Genomic DNA, 17,714 nt, shown 5'->3' with positions numbered 1-17,714 from the left:
CAACCATGAACATGAGCACCAACAGCTACCTCGAGTATTACCTTTCACTGCTGGCCTGGATCATCAATAACGGCATCTGGAACACATTGGCGGACACCGGGCTGTTCGCCGCTCCGTTCGGCGCGATCATCCTGCAGGAATGGCTGTCCGCCCGTCAGCAAGGCGCCGACGAGGGCAATAAGGGGCTGTTGTCGATCCCTCGCGTCGAGAACCGGCTGTGGATGAGCTACGTGGTCATATTGTTTGGCTGCATGCCGTTTTTCCCGCTGAACCTTTCATCCGTGAGCTTTGACGATGCGGCGAGCCAGCGCTGTGGCGTCTCTATGGCGAAGCCCGCGGACACGGCCTGGGGCACAACCTTCAACACCATCGGCGAGAAGTCAGCGAATGTCCCGGTGTGGTGGTTCCTGGTGCATGCCATGAGCAAAGGCATCACCGCCGCCGCGACCGCGTCGATCCCCTGCGCACCGGACATCCGTGCGATGCGCATGGAGATCGACAGCTCGCGGATCAACGACCAGGTACTGCTGCAGGAGGTCGCCGACTTCACTCGGGACTGTTACGGCTTTTCGCGCTCACGGCTCTTTACCAATCGCCCTGAACTCGACGAAGCGCAGAGCTACGACGCGTCCTGGATCGGCTCGACCTACCTGCTCAATACACCGGGTTACTACGATACCGATCGCTCGCGAATGCCCAGGCTCGATTGGCCGTACGACGAGACGAGAGATACCTCGCTACCCCAGCTCGACAATAGTGCTGGTTATCCCACCTGCAAGCAGTGGTGGGGTGATGCAACAGTCGGACTGCGCGATCGACTGGTGGCCGAGGTCGATCCTTCGCTGATGTCGCAACTGCGGGGCTGGCTGACTGGGCGTACATCGACAGAGATCGAAGACGCGACCTTGCGCGAGCTAGTGAGCCCGCGGCAGCAATCGTTGAGCATGGCGCCTGGGGAGGTGTTCCAGGACTATGGCAGCAGCGCCCGGGGCGGTTCATTGACGCAAGGGCTCAACAACCTGGCCACCAATACCGGCCTGGCCCTGGGTTCTTTCAGCAATTTCCCGGCGATGAATGCCCTGCGTGCCGCCCTACCCATGGTTCAAGCCTTCCTGATCATGGGCACGATCATCAGCTTGCCGCTGGTGCTGCTGATCAGCACCTACCAGCTCAAGGCGCTCATGACGATCACGTTCGCGTTGTTCGCCCTGCACATGCTGACGTTCTGGTGGGAGCTTGCGCGCTGGGTCGATTCGAGCATGCTGGAAACGCTATACAACCAGGTCTCATCCACAGACCAGGCGCTGTTGTCGTTGCCGACAGCAGGAATCATGGACGGGACGGTTACTGCACAGGTGATCGAGTACGTAATGGGCGCTATGTTCGTGGTGCTGCCGATGTTTTTCCTAGGCGCGATGAGCTGGGCTGGTTACAACGTTGGCAGCAACGTTCAAAGCTTACTTACTCAGGGCGCGGAGAGCGCCAAGCTTCAAGCTGGAAAAGGATCATCTCAAGTCATCGGCGGCATGCGGAAGCTCAAGTAAAAATCAACGTAATGATCCGTGGTCGTCATACATTTCAGGATACTTGAAACGATGACGAGGATGACTCACGTCAAAGATATCAGGCTCATCATCTGATTCAGCTATAGGCAGTGCCGCGATTGTCCAGAGAGCAAGCATTCCAATCGCGAGGAAAAGCGCAACTGACGCGAGCGCGAGGACAAGGAACAACTTGAAAATCAACAACCCGAATTGCCGATACTTGAAAGGCACTGACTCTAATGCACTGGAGTGCAGCACCATCCTTTCGAGTCGCTTCAACATCCGGCCAGTTCCAACCGCAGCGCGTATGCAATGCCTGCCGATGCCGGTCCGGCCGGAACTGGCAGGAGCTAGAGTCGACATTTGATCACCTCCCTAGCCGTCACTTCGCTCGAAGTTAAGCCGCTACAGCTAATTTGGATCCAAGCTTTAGCTTACTCCTCTGCCGCCGATTTCAATGACCGCTGATCACCTAGCAGTCGCCGATTATCGCCAGTAGCACTCAGTGGACCTGTGCCTGAAATTCATACCAAAACCACATTGACGCTGTTCGTTTCGCTTGTTACACCAGTTGTGCAATCGCTGGTTTTCCAGCAACCCAGGTAGCCATAACCTTTGAGGCTACGTCACGTTTGTGATGGTTATCCCCAAATGCGATTCGCGTTCGGCAGCTCGCATGGTCACCGCTCCCCGGTGATGAACGCCTTCTAATCCCCGTAGCTCTCTGAGCCCGCGTCTTCGACGCACCTAACCCAATCCATTCCAGTGCTGGGAATTCTCCCGCATGGGTGGCATTCCTCCGCACCTTCTGGAGGATCTCATCATGCTGCGTTTCACAGGCAATGAACTTCACGCCGTATTGGCAGAGGCCGGTATCAACGGTTGCAGAGTGGTATTGGTCAAAGACCACGGCGTCTATCTCATGTCCGAGATCGGTGAAAGCGAGCCGAATGGCGGTGGTCGTCAACGCGTGGCCTACGCCACCGGTTGCAACCCTGCCGTCGACGACTTTGACACCTGGTGGAATCGCGCCCGCGATGAATTCGGCGGCGATGATTTTGCCGAGTACTTTGACATCGAGGATCCCGTTCTCTCCAGCCTTCGTGGCACTGCAGGATCGCTGGTGGTGGAGGCCACCTCCACCCACCTGTACCTGGCCGCCGAAGTCGATCCTGCGGGAAAACCTTGAACGTAAAAGCGAGCACTTTGCGCTTCCCGAGAGGCACCTAGCGGGTATTTCGGGAGGCATTTCACACTACGTCCAGAGTGACTGAAGATCGCCGCTGGTCAGGAGTTGAAGGGCCGAAAGTCTTCCTTGGAAATCCCTGGATAGGCCCGCTCAAATGAGGTCAGGATCGGAGATTGACCCCACGTTCAGGCGCGTTTTAATGGACGGACCCTACCTGCTCGGTGGGTTGATCGAATCGAATCGTGCCAATGCACACCAAACCCCAAAAAGGTGACGCGGAATCTGCTAACCGGAGGCCACCATGTCCAGGATGAACCACCTCTCCACTGCCATTGTGTTGAGCCCAGGCGTCTGGCGGCAGTTCATTGAACCTGCCACAGGTGAGGAGCCGGTTGGACAGTCCGCACTGCGCTTGGCAAAACTACTCAATAGCGCGTTGACTTCTGCACCGCTTGCCCTGCACCGTCCCATAGAACTGCAACTCGACCTGCTGAGCAACGGCACTTCAGAAATTGCGCATCTGCCGCAGCTTCAGCTGGCTCGCGTCACACCACGCAACTGCCCACCTTTTTTGCTCATCCGACTGCCTGATGAGAGCGCGGTAGACATCGCCGCCCTCTGACCCAGTTACCACCATCACTGCCCCTCTACCCCACCGGGAACCCTTCCCGGCCGGGCAGCGTTCCCCCCTTCACGACCGGAGAACGCCATGTCCGATATCTATCTGGACGTCACCAACAAGATCATCAGTGCCCTGAGCCAGGGCGTGATCCCCTGGATCAAACCTTGGACCACCACAGGTACGAGCGCTGACTCCCCATTTCCCATCAACGCCATTACCCGGCGGCCCTACGCCGGCATCAACGTTCCACTGTTGTGGGCTGAGGCCCGCCTGCGAGGGTTCACCCAGGATCGCTGGCTGACCTTCAATCAGGCACGCAAGGCTGGCGGCCATGTGCGCAAGGGCGAGCAATCCACCCTCGCGGTACTGTACAAACCGATGAGCAAGGAGGCGCATGACGAGGACGGCCAGGTCGTTCGCGATGAACAGGGCAACATCAAATTGGTGCAGTTCGCACTCCTGCGCACGCACTGCCTGTTCAACATCGAGCAGACCGAAGGCTTGCCTGACGAGGAGCCAGCCTCCACCGAGCACACTGAGCCGGCGACCTTCATCGATCATGAACCGGCCGAGCAACTGCTGGTCGCCAGCGGTGCGCTCATCGAGCATCGCTACAGCGATGACGCATTCTATCAGCCGATCCGTGATCTGATCCAACTGCCTACGAAGGCGCAGTTCGAAGACGTCGGCAGCTACTATGCAACGGCTCTGCATGAGCTGACGCACTGGTCGGGCCATCGTACTCGTCTGAACCGTGAAGGTATCACCGGCGGGCATGCATTCGGCTCCACGGCGTATGCCTTCGAGGAGCTGGTCGCAGAAATGGGCGCCGCGTTTCTCTGCGCGCTCACCGGTACCACAGGTGAGTTGCGTCACGAGGAATACCTGGCGTCCTGGCTGAAGATACTCAAGGAAGACAAACGAGCCATTTTCCGCGCCAGTGGTCAGGCTCGGGAAGCCTCTGAGTACCTGTTGGCCTTGCAGTCTGATCAAGCCACGGATACGCCAGCTCGTCTCACCGCGTAATTCTACTCACCCAGCAAAAAGGCCCCTATTCGGGGCCTTTATTATGTCTGCAGCGCGACTTTTACCGCTGTCAGTAAGTCAGTGATTACTGCACCCAGCTCTCAACGATGTCCGAGCCGTGCTCCTGCTTCCACTGTTTGAGGATCTTGTGGTTGCCGCCCTTAGTTTCCACAACCTCACCGCTCTGTGGATGCTTGTAGCGTTTCACTTCGCGAGGTTTGCGCTGGCTGCTGCTGGACGCACTCGCGGTCGATACGCTCAAGCCCTTGGCCGGATCCAGAATGCTGATCACCTGGCGCAGGCCCATGCCGTATTGTTCCAGCAACGCTTTGAGTTTCTGTTCAAACTCGATTTCCTGCTTCAAACCGGAGTCGTTTTTCATGGCATCCAGCTGTTGCAGCTGCGCGGCCAGTTGGGCTTCCAGTGCTTTGAACTCGGCAAGTTTGGACATGAATGATGTTCCTAGGTGTGAGACAAGTGCTGGGATAATAACTGAGACTGCGGATTTAGCCGAGGGTTTACTTAAAGCGCACGCGCTCTTGCGAGGTGCCGGTTAAAACGACCTCGCCTAGTTACTCAATCAGGCAAGTGCTGACACAGGTGCGCCACAAGTTGCCTCGGGTTTGCGCTGTTCCCGATCTTAAACACGATATCGCGCTAGCTGCGGGGCAGTTTTTCGCACAGCGCTTGGCCGCAGATCGGATGGCCGCATCCGTGCCATGAATCCGATCAGCCAATAACACGACCAATACCGCATCACTCAACGTCATCAGCGCCCCTGCTCTAGAAATCATGCCGGGCGTCTATGCCCTGAACAAAGGGACCGCTATTCCGATCGGCCGCCGATCCCGATGTGTCTGGCTTCGAATTATCACACGCGCGAAAAAGGCCAAGGCGGTAAAGGGTAACGGCGGCAATGGAAGGGGGCGCAAGGGTAAGAGCTCTATCCGAAAAGGCAAAAGGACCTTCCGAACGAACAGCAGGTCATGCGATGAAACACTGGTGGTTGAAATTTAGAAAAGGTGAGACGGCAGAGCTCACTCCCACTACCTCCATCGAGGGCTTCCTGCTTCCCCAGTCGGCCGAATCTCTACTCGCCGCCGATCACCGGAGAAAGCTGCTCGAATGCATCTGGCAATACACGGCCCTCTCCGAAGCGCAGTTTGATCGGCTCTACCTCGAGCCCATCCGCCGCTACGCTAGCTTCGTACAGCAACTCCCGGCCAGCGAAAGCCATCATCACGCCTATCCCGGGGGCATGCTCGATCACGGGCTGGAACTAGTGGCCTGCAGCTTGAAGCTACGCCAGTCCTATCTACTTCCCAGCGGTGCTGCACCGGAAGACCAAGCCGCTCAGGCCGATGCCTGGAGCGCCGCGATTGCCTATGGTGCTCTGCTCCATGACATCGGCAAAATCGCCGTAGACCTGCAGGTCGAGTGTCAGAATGCCGAACGCTGGCACCCCTGGCACGGCCCGCTGAGCCAGCCCTACCGTTTCCGCTACCACCCAGGCCGCGATTACAAGCTGCACGGTGCCGCGGCGGGGTTGCTCTATACGCAGATCCTATCGCCCGCCCTGCTCGACTGGCTCAGCGATTACCCCGAATTGTGGAGTCAATTGCTGTTTCTGCTCGCCGACCACTACGAGCATGCTGGGACCCTCGGGGGATTGGTGCTGCAGGCTGACCGGGTCTCCACCGCGCAAAACATCGGTGGTAATCCTGCGAAGGCTTTGCAGGCGCCCAAGCACTCCCTGCAGCACCACTTGCTAACGGGACTGCGCCATCTCGTCAAGAACGAGTTCAAGCTCAACCAGCCCGGCGCAGCCGGCTGGCTGACCGAAGACCACCTGTGGCTGGTGAGCAAGACCACGACCGACAAACTGCGCGCACATCTACTGGCCCAGGCTGTGGACGGTATCCCCACCTCCAACATCGCCTTGTTCGATGAGCTGCAGTCACATGGTTTGGTGGAAGCGACACCGGAAAGCAAAGCGGTTTGGAACGCCACTGTCTCGGACGGTGACTGGCAGCATCGCTTCACCTTCCTTCGCCTGCAGCCGAGTCTGATCTGGGCCGATGAGCTCCGACCAGACTACTTTAGCGGCACGATTGAACCGATGACGGTCGCCCCCCTGCCAACTAGTGAAACCAGCGAACCGAGTACAGCTGGGCCGCAAACTGCCGCGGATAAGACGCGGCCGGCCGCCGCTCCCCAGACTCAGGATTTCGATTACCTAGACGATCTGATGAATATGTTGGAGGAGCCGCGTCAGCCTGAGACCAACTCAAGCACTAGAAGCGAGCAGTCTGCAACTACACCGCCCCAGGATACCATCGGAGTGGCCTTTCTAGAGTGGCTGCGCGACGGTCTGCGCAGTCATCGATTGGTGATTAACGACAGCAAGGCCAAAGTCCACACCGTGGAGGGTACTTTTTTCCTGGTCACTCCGGGCATTTTCCAACGCTACGCCGCGGAGCATCCGGAGCAGGCGAAAACGGACGATGAGATTGCACCTTGGCGCCACATTCAACGTCACTTTGAGAGGCTGGGAATTCATCAGAAACGAGCTAACGGACAGAACATATGGACCTGCACGGTAAGAGGGCCTCGCAAAACAAGCCTCCTAAATGGCTACCTTATTCTCGAAGCAGCAAGCATTGCCGATGTCACTCCAACTGCAAACCCATTCCTTTCATTGCAAATATCTGGGTAGTTACGCACCCTGCGATGGAAGCTGGTTGCGCTCGTATTCACCCTAACCGCGATAATTCACGCCATTGAGCTTCCGATGCCCATGATCGCTCGGTTATCGATAATAGCATTGCTAAGTCACGCGGATTATGGCAGGGCTATGGGAACCTTTCTGCACTCTGGGCCAGCGAGGGGCACCGTGCGTTCGAGACCGCGATCTTCACTCCCGGATGCAATGAAGCCACAGTCAAGCCGCCATCAAAGGGAGGCCTGTCTTCGTCCATGACTAAAACACCAGCTCAGCAACGGCTTGCCCCATACCATTCCAAAGCGGCAACTGAATACTTTCCAGATGCTCATCGTCGACCACGAATGCAAGACTGTACCTCGCGCGGGTGATAGCCACGTACAGCTTGTTCCTGGACTCCTCCGTTTTGTCCTTATCGAAAACCTTAAGGTCACCGCCTAAATACTTGAGATGTTTGTCCGGAGAAATAATCAGAACGCGATCAAACCCAAGACCTTTGCTGGAGCCGAAGGTATGACAGGGCATGCTAGGCGGCAAATAGCTTTTGCCCATAGACGACGACCATCGCAAGACCTGAGGATTGAACGCAGCGAGATACTCGCTCACCTGTGAGCGTTTGATGACGAAGGCGCCATAGTGGTGGGCCACTTCATCAGGAACGTTCTCTACTTCTGATAGAGTCTTGTCATAAAGACCGGGGTGAATCGTGTCGGACAGATCACAGATGTCCTGGATGCATCGACGGTTCTTCGGCAGCGAGCGCTGTTCAAACTTCAAGCGCTGGAAGTATTGGATCTTCTGCAGCGGCGTTTCCGGCGCCTTATGGCCGAACGTAGTCGTGTAAATGGTTTGACGAAAATCACCGACACAGCAAATCGAGTCAGGCATGACCTTACTCAGCGCCTTGATGACGTCGTAATCCCAGCCCACCAGATCCTGAACCTCATCGAAAAAGACCCGCTGATAAATTTCCTTCAGCCGCTTAGCAGGAGCATTCTTAGACGCAGCCGAGACCCTCGTCGCCAATTTCGCGAGCAAGCCGGTATAGGCTTTTGTCTTACAAGAGGTCAGATAATGGAGCGGGTTCAAGCCGTCCTCGGTCTTCTCCCCTCTATTGGGAAACCAGGTCTTCGTACCCGGGATCAGGTGAGGGTTCTGCTCCGTGAACATTGTCGTAGTGATACGCTGAGGGAACACAAAGTGTTGGTACGGTCTCACCATGTCTTCCAAGTAGAAAGAGAACAGACCTTTGACGACAAAATCGTCACAGCTTCTGCCGTACACCTCGACGAAGCGAGAACGCAACTCGGCCTGGTTGCTCATCGTGTAGGTAACGACCAACACGCGTCCACCCGCCTTGATGACTTCGATAGCATCTTCAATGATTTTGTGGGTTTTGCCTGACCCGGCTCCAGCGATCCAAAATTCATTAGCCAAAGTCGAACACCTCATCCAGAAATGCCGGATACTTGAAATCCAGGCTCCCATCGAAAAGCTTGATTGCCGAATCGACCTTGCGCGCCCCCTTGCCATTGCCCTTGACGCTTTTGAACCAATTGATCAGAAATACGCGACGTTTATCCAATCCGGCTTCCTCCTTGTAGAGATTGAAGGTTTGCGTGGATAGCACTTCCTTCGCGAAGGCGTTCAGCGTTTTCAGGTCAGTCGCATTGGCGTAAATCATTGCGGGCTCAAGCGAGAATTCCTCGTCTTTGGCTGAGGAGATGAGCTTGATGTTTGCAAAGGCCGCATAATCGTCTCGGGCCTTCACAACGTTGCTCTGATAGTCACCGTCATTGTCCCTGAGGACGTTGATACGGGTACCAATCTCTTTACCAACAGAGATAAAGGTATCGAACCCGACTCCGCGAACCACGATGATATCTATGCCATCCTGCTCCGGTAGACGGTCATGCTTGCGGTAGTAAATTTTCTTGAGCACCAACTCATCGGACAGCCCTTCTACCAGAATCACCTTCCGCGACAACGCCACGCGCAAAGAGTCATAGCCTGGCAACCGCTTGAGGGTCTTGACGACATCGGGATCCAGCTTGTGTAGACGCTGGTAGCCTGATTGCACAAGACAGATTTTGTCGATGCTCAGCTTGTTAAGAACGTACGAACTGTGAGTCGTAAGGAACAGCTGCTTGGTGCCACGCTGCTTCTCGATGTAGTGCACCAGTTTGTTGAGATTGGTGTGCGAGAGGTGGTTTTCCGGCTCCTCCATCATTACCAGATCGATATCCTTCGACTTGTTTTGAATGGCGAGTTTGATCTGCACATTGCTCTGCTCACCCTTCCCGATAAACTGGAATGGCACGTCATCCACCTCAAGCTGAAGCCCGGTCTGAATAGACCCAGCTGGCAAGGTACTCGCTGCAATGGAGAGCTTCTTGTCAGTGATTAGGTGATCTGCATCCAAGCCCGCATTGACCGCTTTGACCTCACCCGAATCGTTGAACACCTGCTGATTTTCACGATAGTTGAGCGTCAGTTTGACCAGTTCTTCCTTATCCAAAGCGGTGTTCAGAATGGTCGAAATGTACTGATTTTTACCCAAGGTCGGGTGGATACGGGTCGGATCGATGTACAACGCCCTGAATTTCTTGGCCACGGCTTTGATGGGGTTCCATCCGAAATCCAGCCACTCCAGCTTGTAGAACTCGATCGGAATGCTAGTGATGTTGGGTTTCGTCTTCAGGTAGTCGGCATAGACGTCCTCAAGTGAGGCATCGAAGCACGCTTGCACCGTGACGCCCTGGGCATCCACCTTCAAGAAATTGTTCGCGCCGCGATAATCAGGCACGCCGTCGATGAACGCCTCGATCACCAACCTAGGCAGGTAGTTGGCCGATTTGTCGGAATCCAGGAACTGCTGGACAGCGTCCTTATTAAAAATGTCTGGCGTGAACTCGGTGCCAAAGGGACGACCCCGGTAGTTGTAGTTAAGAACGATTTCCAAAGCTTCCAGAATGGTGCTCTTACCGGCATTGTTATCGCCGACAAATATGTTCACATCGTCGTTGAACTCAAGGTGGTCATCTTTGAATTTCTTGAAATTGGTTAGCTTGATCGATTTAACACGCACTCTAATTCCCTCTAGAAGCCGGCAAGTAGTGGCCTAGCGCCACTTTCGCACAGACAGTACAACCCCCCTCTGGACACTGTCTATCGGCTACCCCATGATTTCTTGCGACATGTCACCCTCCCGGGCGCTCACGATTTCGCACATCTCGCCGCGCCCACTGGCCTCAAACAGCAGCGACCAGTATGCTCACCTGACAATAGCCATTTGCCATACTGATAAGGGATGATCGTATGCTCGATTCCCGCCGCACTCTGCCTGCCGTGCTGGATCGCCACATTGAAACCGAAGACCAAGATGCCTTTGGCCATCGGCATTACGCTCAAGCATTGCGCTGCTTGGTCGAGGAAGAAGGCCACAAGCCACCTTTCAGCATCGGCTTGCTGGGCGGCTGGGGTACCGGCAAGAGCTCGGTCAAAGAACTCTATACTCGCGCGCTCGCAGATGACACGTCAGTAGCCGGCGGGCGTCGACCTAGAAGCCAGCGCTACAGAAGCATCACCTTCAACGCCTGGCGGTTCGGAGGAAAAGAGCAGGACATCAAGCGGGCGCTCCTTCGCCATGTCTTCCTTGAACTGGGCGGCGATGAAGGGAAACTGCAGGATGACCTCTATCGAAACGTCACCCACACGACAACCACTCGCAAAACTACCTTGCAGCTTATTGGAGAGCACCTGACAAGCTGGGTGGCTCCACTCCCTGCTTTTCTGATCGCATTTGCCGGCTACGTTGCGTTGGGCGTACTCGGTCTCTTTTATTTGCCATTGAGTGACGGCAATGCCCAAGGACTGTTCACTCTTGCGTTCAGCGGTCTGTATGGCTACCTCATGAAATTGATGAAGCCAGTCCCCGTCAATCCGTTCAACACGGTAACGCGAGTGCATCTGCCCAGCGTCAACGCAGAGCAGTACGAAGATCTGCTGCTTCAGCAGCTCCGTACATTCAAGCCAACAAATGGTAACTCGGTGCCCTTTGAGCGCTTGGTCATTTTCGTGGACGACCTCGATCGACTCTCCGCTGAAGAGATGGTCTTAGGCCTTGACGCTGTTAGAACCTTCATGGAGATCCCTAGCGATAAACTGCCAGAGAACATGGGGCTCGTATTTGTCATTTCCTGTGACGAAGGTAAGGTCGCAGACGCCCTGTCTCGCCGGCGCGGCAACCCAGAACAACCAGGCTCGATCTTCAACCCCACCGACGCACGGCGCTACCTAGATCGCATCTTCCAGTTCCGTTTGGAGATACCCCCGCCGCCTCGCAATGACATGCGCCAGTTCGCGCTTGCCAAGCTGAAGGGTTTCCCCGAGCTGGTCAAAGATGTTGCTGAGAAAGGCGCCTCAGTGGAACAGGTAGTGGATCGGATGATTCACATCAACGTCACCGACCCCCGTAACGCCCTTCAGATCGTTAACGCATTTACTCAAACGTGGTGGTTGGCCAAGGCCCGAGAGCTTGATGCTGTCGGCAGTGAGCGCCCAGGTGGGTTGCATGAAGGTGCAGTCACCAAACACCCTGTAGCACTCGGGGCGCTGAGCGCCGCACGCGTGAGCTTTCCAGGGTTTTATCGTGACCTTCAGGATGACCCACAGCTACTTCAACGCCTGACCAACCTCATGGTCAGGCAGACACTGCTCAAAGACGAACCGATTGAAGCTCAGCACATCCTCAAGCAATACGTTAAAGAAGACGATGATGGTAAGACGATCTTGGTTGAGGGTTGTCGAGACCTGCGCCAATTCCTTGCAAGCCTCGTCGGCGTTCCATGGCCGGACTCTCTCCAGAGCCTTCTCTTGCTTTCTGAAGACTCAGTCACCCGGCGCTATGGAGGACAGGCTTCAAGAATCTACGGCCACCTGGTATCTGGCGATACTCAAGGTTTCTTGGAAGCTCTCTCACCTCGCGCGAACGACTTCTTGAGCGATCAGGAAATGCAGTTGCTACACACCATGCTCAGTGAGCTTCATCGTACTGAGCAGTCGCTCAAATACAACGCCATGCGCGTTGTCGCTGACATCATTGATCGCCTGCCACCGCGCACCCGGGATTTGGTGCTGGGCATACTGAGCAACGATATCGTCACGTCAGGCGAGCTCAGATCACTCCTAGGCGTCGAGAAAATTGGCCGAATAGTTGCTGTGGCCAACGTGATCGACCAACAACAGATCTCCTGTGTCCTCATCGAAGAACTGCTCACTAATGGCAAGAACATCTCCATGTGCTTGCCCTCAGGCCAAGCGCCCAACATCGACGAAGCCGCTGCCATGGCTATTGGGGCTGCAGGCATTGTGCTGACTGTTCTGAAAGATCACACCCTTCCTGTCCACGCTAAAGACCAGCTCTTTGCGTGGCTCTGTGAGCGCAATGTCACCGCACCTACGGGCAACTACAAGCTTGGTTTTATCCAGTTACAACGCTGGATGGACACGTACGAGCAAACACTCTTGCCAGAAATCGGCTCCACCTACGTCGAGCAACTGACCCGAGCGCTGCATGACTTTGAAGAAAATACTAGCGATGACTTCGAGGAATTGGACACTCTCGACATGTCACTCCTAGCTCAGCGTATCAGCGTCGTATGGGAGTCCATGGCCAGCGAGGGGGATGAAAGCCGTGACCGACTTTGGGAACAGGTGAAATCCGTTGCCATGATGCACTCAACCGAGATAACCGAATGTGTCATGCAGGCCTTCGAGCGTCACCTCGCTCACGGCCATGTAGAACAGATTGTGGAGTGCCTCTCACGATTCGTACGAAGGGTCTCAGACTTCCAGGACTTGCCGCTGGACTACAAGCGTGCATTCCGCCTTGTGGCCGATCTGGGTGCTGAACGCCTCAGCTATTTCGATAACCAGCAGCATGAAGCCTACGCCGATCTCTGCGTCCTCCTGTGCGCCATCGAGGGCTATGAGAACGACGCTACTAAAGTGTTTCATACCTTCGTCGTTCACAATGAGCGAGCGCTTCACAGCGTGGCGCAACGCTGGATCAAGCGACCACTTGAGCGCGTTCCGAATCAGTGCCGGAATGCATTGTTCTTGGTCTACGAAAGCTTGATTGAGGAGGACCAAGAGGAGCTTGCCAATCACCTGACAGGGATGACTCAGCGCTCGGAATTCGACGATGAAGACGAGGCTCTCTATACCGGCGCAGCGACCCATATCCAGGCGAAACTGTGGGGCCAGCAATATCTCAGAGGACACCTCGACAAGCTTCTTCCGACTCTAGCGGGCAAGGCCGGCGAGTGGGACAGCTACCTCGCACACCTGATGCCAGGACTTTCGAAAGTCTTTATCCATGCTAGTTCAGCGGTACTAGGCCCGGCATTGCAGAAACTTGTTACCGCTGCCAAGTCGTACCAACAGTCCTTCGACCCCCTTCACAGCCACCTAGCAGGACAATGGCCAACTCAGGAGCAGCTTCCCAACGGATATCAGCCTCAAGCATTGTTCATGGAGGCAAGGCAAACAGCTGTATCTAACCCAGGCTTCGCTGGAAAGCACACTCTCGCGTCCATGAATAGCATGCTGGACAATGGAGTGGTACCGGAGTCGCTGTCGTCAACACTGGACGAAACAGCATGCATCGTGTGGCAGCAAAGACCAGCGGAGGCCGTTGATTTCCTCAGCTCAGGCAGAAAGGATTTGTCCGTTGCACAGATCTCCGATTTGGCTGATGCGATCGACTACAACAACAACGAAGAAGTCCGGTTACTGGAGCGAGCATGGAAAGCGATCACTCCACACCTCTCCATCCTTGAAGATCTTGAAGCGACAAGAGCTGTCCTGCTTAAAGGAAAGCGTGGGGGAATTCAGGATACTGACTTGGCCTTGTCATTGTGGTGCAGGGCACTTGGCGCAGAAGCTTACGGTAACCTCAAAAAATTGCTGCTCGACGATGGCACCAATGATGAGCAGCGGTCCCGGCTGTTCCAGCAGGTGATTCGTGCTGAAGGGGGGCAAAGCGAGAAAGAGTCAAATGAGGTGCCCCAACTGGCGCTCGGGTTACTCGAAATGACAGATAGCCCCCTCACCTGGACATCAGTCAACACCCTCCGCCCTGAGATCAACAAGCGCTTCCTGACCCAGGAAGATCGGCTCTCGTTCGCTCAGACCTTACTAAGTGAACTGCGAAACGGCGGATCGGACACAGCCAAAGGTTACATGGCTGCCTGGGCCAAGAGCCTGGGTACCGAGGCCGTGTTGAGAGACGTTAAACCCGCAGGGATGGCCGAGGACGACCTCAATATCATCCAGAATATCTTCGGTTCAAGCTCCCTCATGAGGGGGCTCGCCACACGATGGAAAAATCGCAAAGCGCGATGAAGCTCAGACGGACATTACTCTATGCTGCTTTTTGACCTGCTCAAACAATGGGAGCCTGCCTTTACTCCCAGCACCGCGAAGGTTCACCTTGCGCGATTCAACGGCGAGGAACGTCCGCTCGACGTGTTCCTGGAAGGCCGTTTTGACAGGTGGCAGTCGTGGCAATCCCAGCAGAACTTCAAAAAGGAGTACGTCGTTTCTCTGATCCAGGCGGGACGCCCTACTCGCTGGCTCTTTGCGGGACTGTTTCGCAGGAAGGGTTGCGTCCATCATGCCGAGCCACGAAGTCACTACATGTACGACCTGGAACGCATAGAAGCAGCCGAGGAATGGGTAGGTCGCCTCTACCTCAAGAGCACGTACAAACAACGCCATTCGTACCCACTGGGCAAAACCCTGGAGAATGACCTTGTCGTCTCGGAGTTGCTTCCCAAGCGTCTCACGATAGGTGATTTCCCAGGTTTCAAGTCGGTCAACTTGACGAAAGAACATCTGGATATCGTCGTACGCCAAAGCATTCCAACCTGGCGTGCAGCATTGTCGAACGTCAAGGGCGTCTATCTGATCACAGACAGTGAAACCGGTAAACTGTATGTCGGCAAGGCCGACGGCGAAAGCGGCATTTGGGGACGCTGGTGCACATACGCGGCCACTGCACACGGTGGCAACGTTGCCTTGAAAAAAGAGTTTGGCATCGACGCCCTTCCCGGGCGGCAGCGGCACTTAAGATTCTCAATTCTGGAGATCGCTGATATTCATGCCATGCCAGGAGAGATCGGTACACGAGAAAGCCACTGGAAGCAGATTCTGCTGAGCCGAGAATTTGGCTACAACCTGAACTGAGGAGCACTGCAGGCAACACGCCCCGGATTGGTTGCCAGCGGTCAATGCATGCACATGTGTCATGACCGAGAGGCTCATGGCGACCAACCACTAGGAGTGTCACCCATGGTCATCTGCGAAGGGCAACTGCGCGGCGCATTCAAGGGCTTTAAGAATACTGACACTGTGTTTGAGCTCTATGGTGGCAGGAAGTGGAAGCAGGCGGTCTATCAGTACGAATATTTCTACGCCTACATGCCTCAAGCCAAGGTTGTTCAGGAGAGTGGCGGCTACGTGCTCAAGGTACAGGGCATGAGCAGCAGCGTGGCTGTCAGACCTGCCTGAAACCCCTTCTGTTGGATTCCGAGGCATCATGATGAGCGCCTCTAAATCCAACTTTGAGGTCGCATTCTTGGGAACAGGTGAAGGACTGCGCCGGTCGCAAGGGAGTAATCCAGGCTTGTAAATGAAGGTCGGACCTAGTGTTTGTGAGACCTGAACTGCTCCCCTTTCCTGACGTGAGACTACGGACCCACATGAAGACAATACGTCCACCAGAACCCACAGAAGGCCAAAGGAAGCCGAAGCAATAATGGGGGACCAGATGGGGGACCAAAAACACACAGGCACAAAAAAGCCCCGAAAAATCAGGGCTTTAATGAGAAATAGTGGCGGAAGCGTAGTGATTCGAACTCAGAATCATAGACGAAAGGCATGCCCCAACCTCGTGCTTGTAATCGGATGGCCAGAATAGCTTGGCAGGAAACCGTGCCGGCATCGGTTGCCGGGTACTGACGATGCGGTCCACATGAATGCCGACCTGATAGTGATCGGTCCGCAAGGTAAACTGGTGGAGTTACTTTCTGCTGTGGAATAGGCGCTGAACCATAGCAGGCAGAATGAGCCTGGCTCATTCGGATTACATAACGAGGACTTTACTTTCACTCAATTTTCACGGCTCCATAGGGACAATTATGTCATCCCTACGTGATAGATCTTGCCCGCCTAGCAGCGGGCTTTCTTTTGCCCCGCAGAATGTGAAAGCACGGGACCTCACCCGTGCCCTACCAGTCGATTCCCTTCAACATCTTCCTGGCTATTCCGACTTGCACAGGCGTACTCCGCCTCTCCCTGGGTGGGATAGTTCAAAACCAGCCGTGTTTTGCTATTGGTGTCGTAGAGATCGTACCCAGCACCAAGGACGGCTGGGACGCCGATACGGCGAGGAAATTGCTCTTTCTCTTGTGGCACGGCGGGGGTTACAACAAAGCGTGTCTGCATGACCATCCCTCTTCGTAGCAGTCCTCTAGTATTCGTCCCTTTTCATGAAAGCATCAACGCAACTCATGGCGGACTGGCGTTGAGATGTCCCCGTGAGGAGGTGGTCATGGACAGAGCACTGCTGGAGGTTCATGCAAGGCTGCCACGCCGCGGATTGAGCGCTTTCTACGAGTAGGGGTATAAGTAGGGGCATTTCCGCGTGACCTAGATTATTCACCGCCCATAAAAAATCCAGTCACCGCTAAGTGACTGGATTTCTTGGAGTATTTTGGTCGGGACGGAGTGATTCGAACACTCGACCCCTTGCACCCCATGCAAGTGCGCTACCGGGCTGCGCTACGCCCCGACTGGGCTTTGAAGCATGTTCTCAATCTTGCCGAGAACGTTGAAGAATGTACCCTAACCCTCTGATAAATGAAAGCTTTTTCTCAAAAAAATTTCCGCTCATCAGAAACCCGGTTTACTTCTTCAAAACCACCAACACATCCTCCAATTCAACAATCATCTGCCGAATCAGCTGCTTGTACTGGCTGGATTCATCTTTAGCCTCATCACTGGAGAGCCTCAACCGCGCCCCGCCAATGGTGAACCCCTGATCATACAGCAGCGCACGAATCTGGCGGATCATCAGCACATCCTGGCGCTGGTAATACCGCCGGTTCCCCCGCCGCTTCACAGGGTTCAGCTGGTCGAACTCCTGCTCCCAATACCGCAGCACGTGTGGCTTTACGGCACACAACTCGCTCACTTCACCAATGGTGAAGTAGCGTTTGCCCGGTATGGGGGGCAGTTCGTCGTTATGGCTTGGTTCCAGCATAGGCCTCAACCCGGGCCTTCAACTTCTGCCCTGGACGAAAGGTGACGACGCGCCGTGCGGTGATCGGGATTTCTTCCCCTGTCTTGGGGTTGCGGCCCGGCCGCTGGCGTTTGTCGCGAAGGTCGAAGTTGCCGAAACCGGACAGCTTGACCTGCTCGTTCTCTTCAAGTGCGTGCCGAATTTCTTCGAAAAACAGCTCGACCAGCTCCTTGGCCTCACGCTTGTTAAGCCCCAGCTCCTCGTACAGCCTTTCGGCCATCTCAGCTTTCGTCAGAGCACCCATG

Annotated in this window: 15 protein-coding genes, 1 tRNA gene and 1 pseudogene; 8 read left to right on the top strand and 9 right to left on the bottom strand. The window is 55.3% G+C overall.

All coding sequences use genetic code 11. The features are described 5' to 3' along the window. The first annotated feature begins 5 nt into the window (after positions 1-5). Entirely contained in the window at positions 6-1,544 is a 1,539-nt protein-coding gene (locus AC3WLP_RS06265) for a conjugal transfer protein TraG N-terminal domain-containing protein (protein ID WP_088512858.1), read from the top strand. A gap of 3 nt (positions 1,545-1,547) precedes the next feature. On the opposite strand, the gene AC3WLP_RS06260 is transcribed toward AC3WLP_RS06265, so the two are convergent. Then, the gene (locus AC3WLP_RS06260) at positions 1,548-1,907 is read right to left on the bottom strand and encodes a hypothetical protein (RefSeq protein ID WP_088512859.1); all 360 of its coding nucleotides are present in this window, start codon (positions 1,905-1,907) and stop codon (positions 1,548-1,550) included. 460 nt (positions 1,908-2,367) lie between these two features. Between AC3WLP_RS06260 and AC3WLP_RS06255 the strand changes: the two genes are divergently transcribed. The 3 genes from AC3WLP_RS06255 (at position 2,368) to AC3WLP_RS06245 (ending at position 4,381) form a co-directional block, all read left to right on the top strand. Further along, positions 2,368-2,733 (top strand): DUF3085 domain-containing protein, encoded by a 366-nt coding sequence (locus AC3WLP_RS06255; RefSeq protein WP_088512860.1) that lies wholly within the window; start codon positions 2,368-2,370, stop codon positions 2,731-2,733. Between the two features lie 301 nt (positions 2,734-3,034). Continuing rightward, positions 3,035-3,355, top strand: coding sequence for a hypothetical protein (locus tag AC3WLP_RS06250; protein WP_256596044.1), 321 nt, complete (start codon positions 3,035-3,037; stop codon positions 3,353-3,355). A gap of 87 nt (positions 3,356-3,442) precedes the next feature. After that, entirely contained in the window at positions 3,443-4,381 is a 939-nt protein-coding gene (locus tag AC3WLP_RS06245) for an ArdC family protein (protein WP_088512861.1), read from the top strand. A gap of 85 nt (positions 4,382-4,466) precedes the next feature. On the opposite strand, the gene AC3WLP_RS06240 is transcribed toward AC3WLP_RS06245, so the two are convergent. Together AC3WLP_RS06240 and AC3WLP_RS06235 are read right to left on the bottom strand one after the other, a co-directional pair. Then, entirely contained in the window at positions 4,467-4,832 is a 366-nt protein-coding gene (locus AC3WLP_RS06240) for a histone-like nucleoid-structuring protein, MvaT/MvaU family (protein ID WP_088512862.1), read from the bottom strand. A gap of 125 nt (positions 4,833-4,957) precedes the next feature. Then, positions 4,958-5,151: pseudogene (locus AC3WLP_RS06235) on the bottom strand (DUF7740 domain-containing protein). Between the two features lie 221 nt (positions 5,152-5,372). On the opposite strand from AC3WLP_RS06235, the gene mobH reads away from it, so the two are divergent. Next, entirely contained in the window at positions 5,373-7,097 is a 1,725-nt protein-coding gene (gene mobH / locus AC3WLP_RS06230; RefSeq protein ID WP_088512863.1) for a MobH family relaxase, read from the top strand. A 264-nt stretch (positions 7,098-7,361) separates the two neighbouring features. On the opposite strand, the gene AC3WLP_RS06225 is transcribed toward mobH, so the two are convergent. After that, positions 7,362-8,540 carry a UvrD-helicase domain-containing protein gene (locus AC3WLP_RS06225; protein ID WP_088512864.1) on the bottom strand — a complete coding sequence of 393 codons (1,179 nt, stop codon included), beginning with the start codon at positions 8,538-8,540 and terminating at the stop codon, positions 7,362-7,364. After that, positions 8,533-10,191: an ATP-dependent nuclease gene (locus tag AC3WLP_RS06220; protein WP_088512865.1), complete on the bottom strand. Its 1,659-nt coding sequence runs from the start codon at positions 10,189-10,191 to the stop codon at positions 8,533-8,535. The genes AC3WLP_RS06225 and AC3WLP_RS06220 overlap by 8 nt, the downstream gene beginning before the upstream one ends. Positions 10,192-10,421: 230 nt before the next feature. Between AC3WLP_RS06220 and AC3WLP_RS06215 the strand changes: the two genes are divergently transcribed. The 3 genes from AC3WLP_RS06215 (at position 10,422) to AC3WLP_RS06205 (ending at position 15,677) form a co-directional block, all read left to right on the top strand. Continuing rightward, a complete protein-coding gene (locus AC3WLP_RS06215) occupies positions 10,422-14,510 on the top strand; it encodes a KAP family P-loop NTPase fold protein (protein WP_088512866.1) in 4,089 nt (1,362 codons plus the stop codon). A gap of 21 nt (positions 14,511-14,531) precedes the next feature. Then, positions 14,532-15,353 (top strand): GIY-YIG nuclease family protein, encoded by an 822-nt coding sequence (locus tag AC3WLP_RS06210; RefSeq protein WP_088512867.1) that lies wholly within the window; start codon positions 14,532-14,534, stop codon positions 15,351-15,353. A 105-nt stretch (positions 15,354-15,458) separates the two neighbouring features. After that, positions 15,459-15,677: a hypothetical protein gene (locus tag AC3WLP_RS06205; RefSeq protein ID WP_088512868.1), complete on the top strand. Its 219-nt coding sequence runs from the start codon at positions 15,459-15,461 to the stop codon at positions 15,675-15,677. Positions 15,678-16,385: 708 nt separating this feature from the next. On the opposite strand, the gene AC3WLP_RS06200 is transcribed toward AC3WLP_RS06205, so the two are convergent. The 4 genes from AC3WLP_RS06200 to ihfA all read right to left on the bottom strand — a co-directional run bounded on the left by AC3WLP_RS06200 (position 16,386) and on the right by ihfA (position 17,713). Then, positions 16,386-16,619: a hypothetical protein gene (locus tag AC3WLP_RS06200; protein WP_088512869.1), complete on the bottom strand. Its 234-nt coding sequence runs from the start codon at positions 16,617-16,619 to the stop codon at positions 16,386-16,388. A gap of 263 nt (positions 16,620-16,882) precedes the next feature. Beyond that, positions 16,883-16,959 (bottom strand) — tRNA-Pro (locus AC3WLP_RS06195). Positions 16,960-17,073: 114 nt separating this feature from the next. Further along, positions 17,074-17,430, bottom strand: coding sequence for a MerR family transcriptional regulator (locus AC3WLP_RS06190; RefSeq protein WP_003250681.1), 357 nt, complete (start codon positions 17,428-17,430; stop codon positions 17,074-17,076). Further along, the gene (ihfA, locus tag AC3WLP_RS06185) at positions 17,411-17,713 is read right to left on the bottom strand and encodes an integration host factor subunit alpha (protein WP_003250679.1); all 303 of its coding nucleotides are present in this window, start codon (positions 17,711-17,713) and stop codon (positions 17,411-17,413) included. Before ihfA ends, AC3WLP_RS06190 begins: the two co-directional genes overlap by 20 nt. Position 17,714 lies beyond the last annotated feature (1 nt).

The organism is Pseudomonas sp. FW305-E2 (assembly GCF_058782925.1).
Note: the sequence above shows the minus strand (reverse complement) of the source record. Positions and strands in the feature narration are given on the sequence as shown.

Excerpts from the sequence above, each read along its gene's own strand:
- AC3WLP_RS06265 (WP_088512858.1), top strand. The coding sequence starts at position 6 with ATGAACATGAGCACCAACAGCTACCTCGAGTATTACCTTTCACTGCTG.
- AC3WLP_RS06260 (WP_088512859.1), bottom strand. The coding sequence starts at position 1,907 with ATGTCGACTCTAGCTCCTGCCAGTTCCGGCCGGACCGGCATCGGCAGG.
- AC3WLP_RS06255 (WP_088512860.1), top strand. The coding sequence starts at position 2,368 with ATGCTGCGTTTCACAGGCAATGAACTTCACGCCGTATTGGCAGAGGCC.
- AC3WLP_RS06250 (WP_256596044.1), top strand. The coding sequence starts at position 3,035 with ATGTCCAGGATGAACCACCTCTCCACTGCCATTGTGTTGAGCCCAGGC.
- AC3WLP_RS06245 (WP_088512861.1), top strand. The coding sequence starts at position 3,443 with ATGTCCGATATCTATCTGGACGTCACCAACAAGATCATCAGTGCCCTG.
- AC3WLP_RS06240 (WP_088512862.1), bottom strand. The coding sequence starts at position 4,832 with ATGTCCAAACTTGCCGAGTTCAAAGCACTGGAAGCCCAACTGGCCGCG.
- mobH (WP_088512863.1), top strand. The coding sequence starts at position 5,373 with ATGAAACACTGGTGGTTGAAATTTAGAAAAGGTGAGACGGCAGAGCTC.
- AC3WLP_RS06215 (WP_088512866.1), top strand. The coding sequence starts at position 10,422 with ATGCTCGATTCCCGCCGCACTCTGCCTGCCGTGCTGGATCGCCACATT.
- AC3WLP_RS06210 (WP_088512867.1), top strand. The coding sequence starts at position 14,532 with ATGCTGCTTTTTGACCTGCTCAAACAATGGGAGCCTGCCTTTACTCCC.
- AC3WLP_RS06205 (WP_088512868.1), top strand. The coding sequence starts at position 15,459 with ATGGTCATCTGCGAAGGGCAACTGCGCGGCGCATTCAAGGGCTTTAAG.
- AC3WLP_RS06200 (WP_088512869.1), bottom strand. The coding sequence starts at position 16,619 with ATGGTCATGCAGACACGCTTTGTTGTAACCCCCGCCGTGCCACAAGAG.
- AC3WLP_RS06190 (WP_003250681.1), bottom strand. The coding sequence starts at position 17,430 with ATGCTGGAACCAAGCCATAACGACGAACTGCCCCCCATACCGGGCAAA.
- ihfA (WP_003250679.1), bottom strand. The coding sequence starts at position 17,713 with ATGGGTGCTCTGACGAAAGCTGAGATGGCCGAAAGGCTGTACGAGGAG.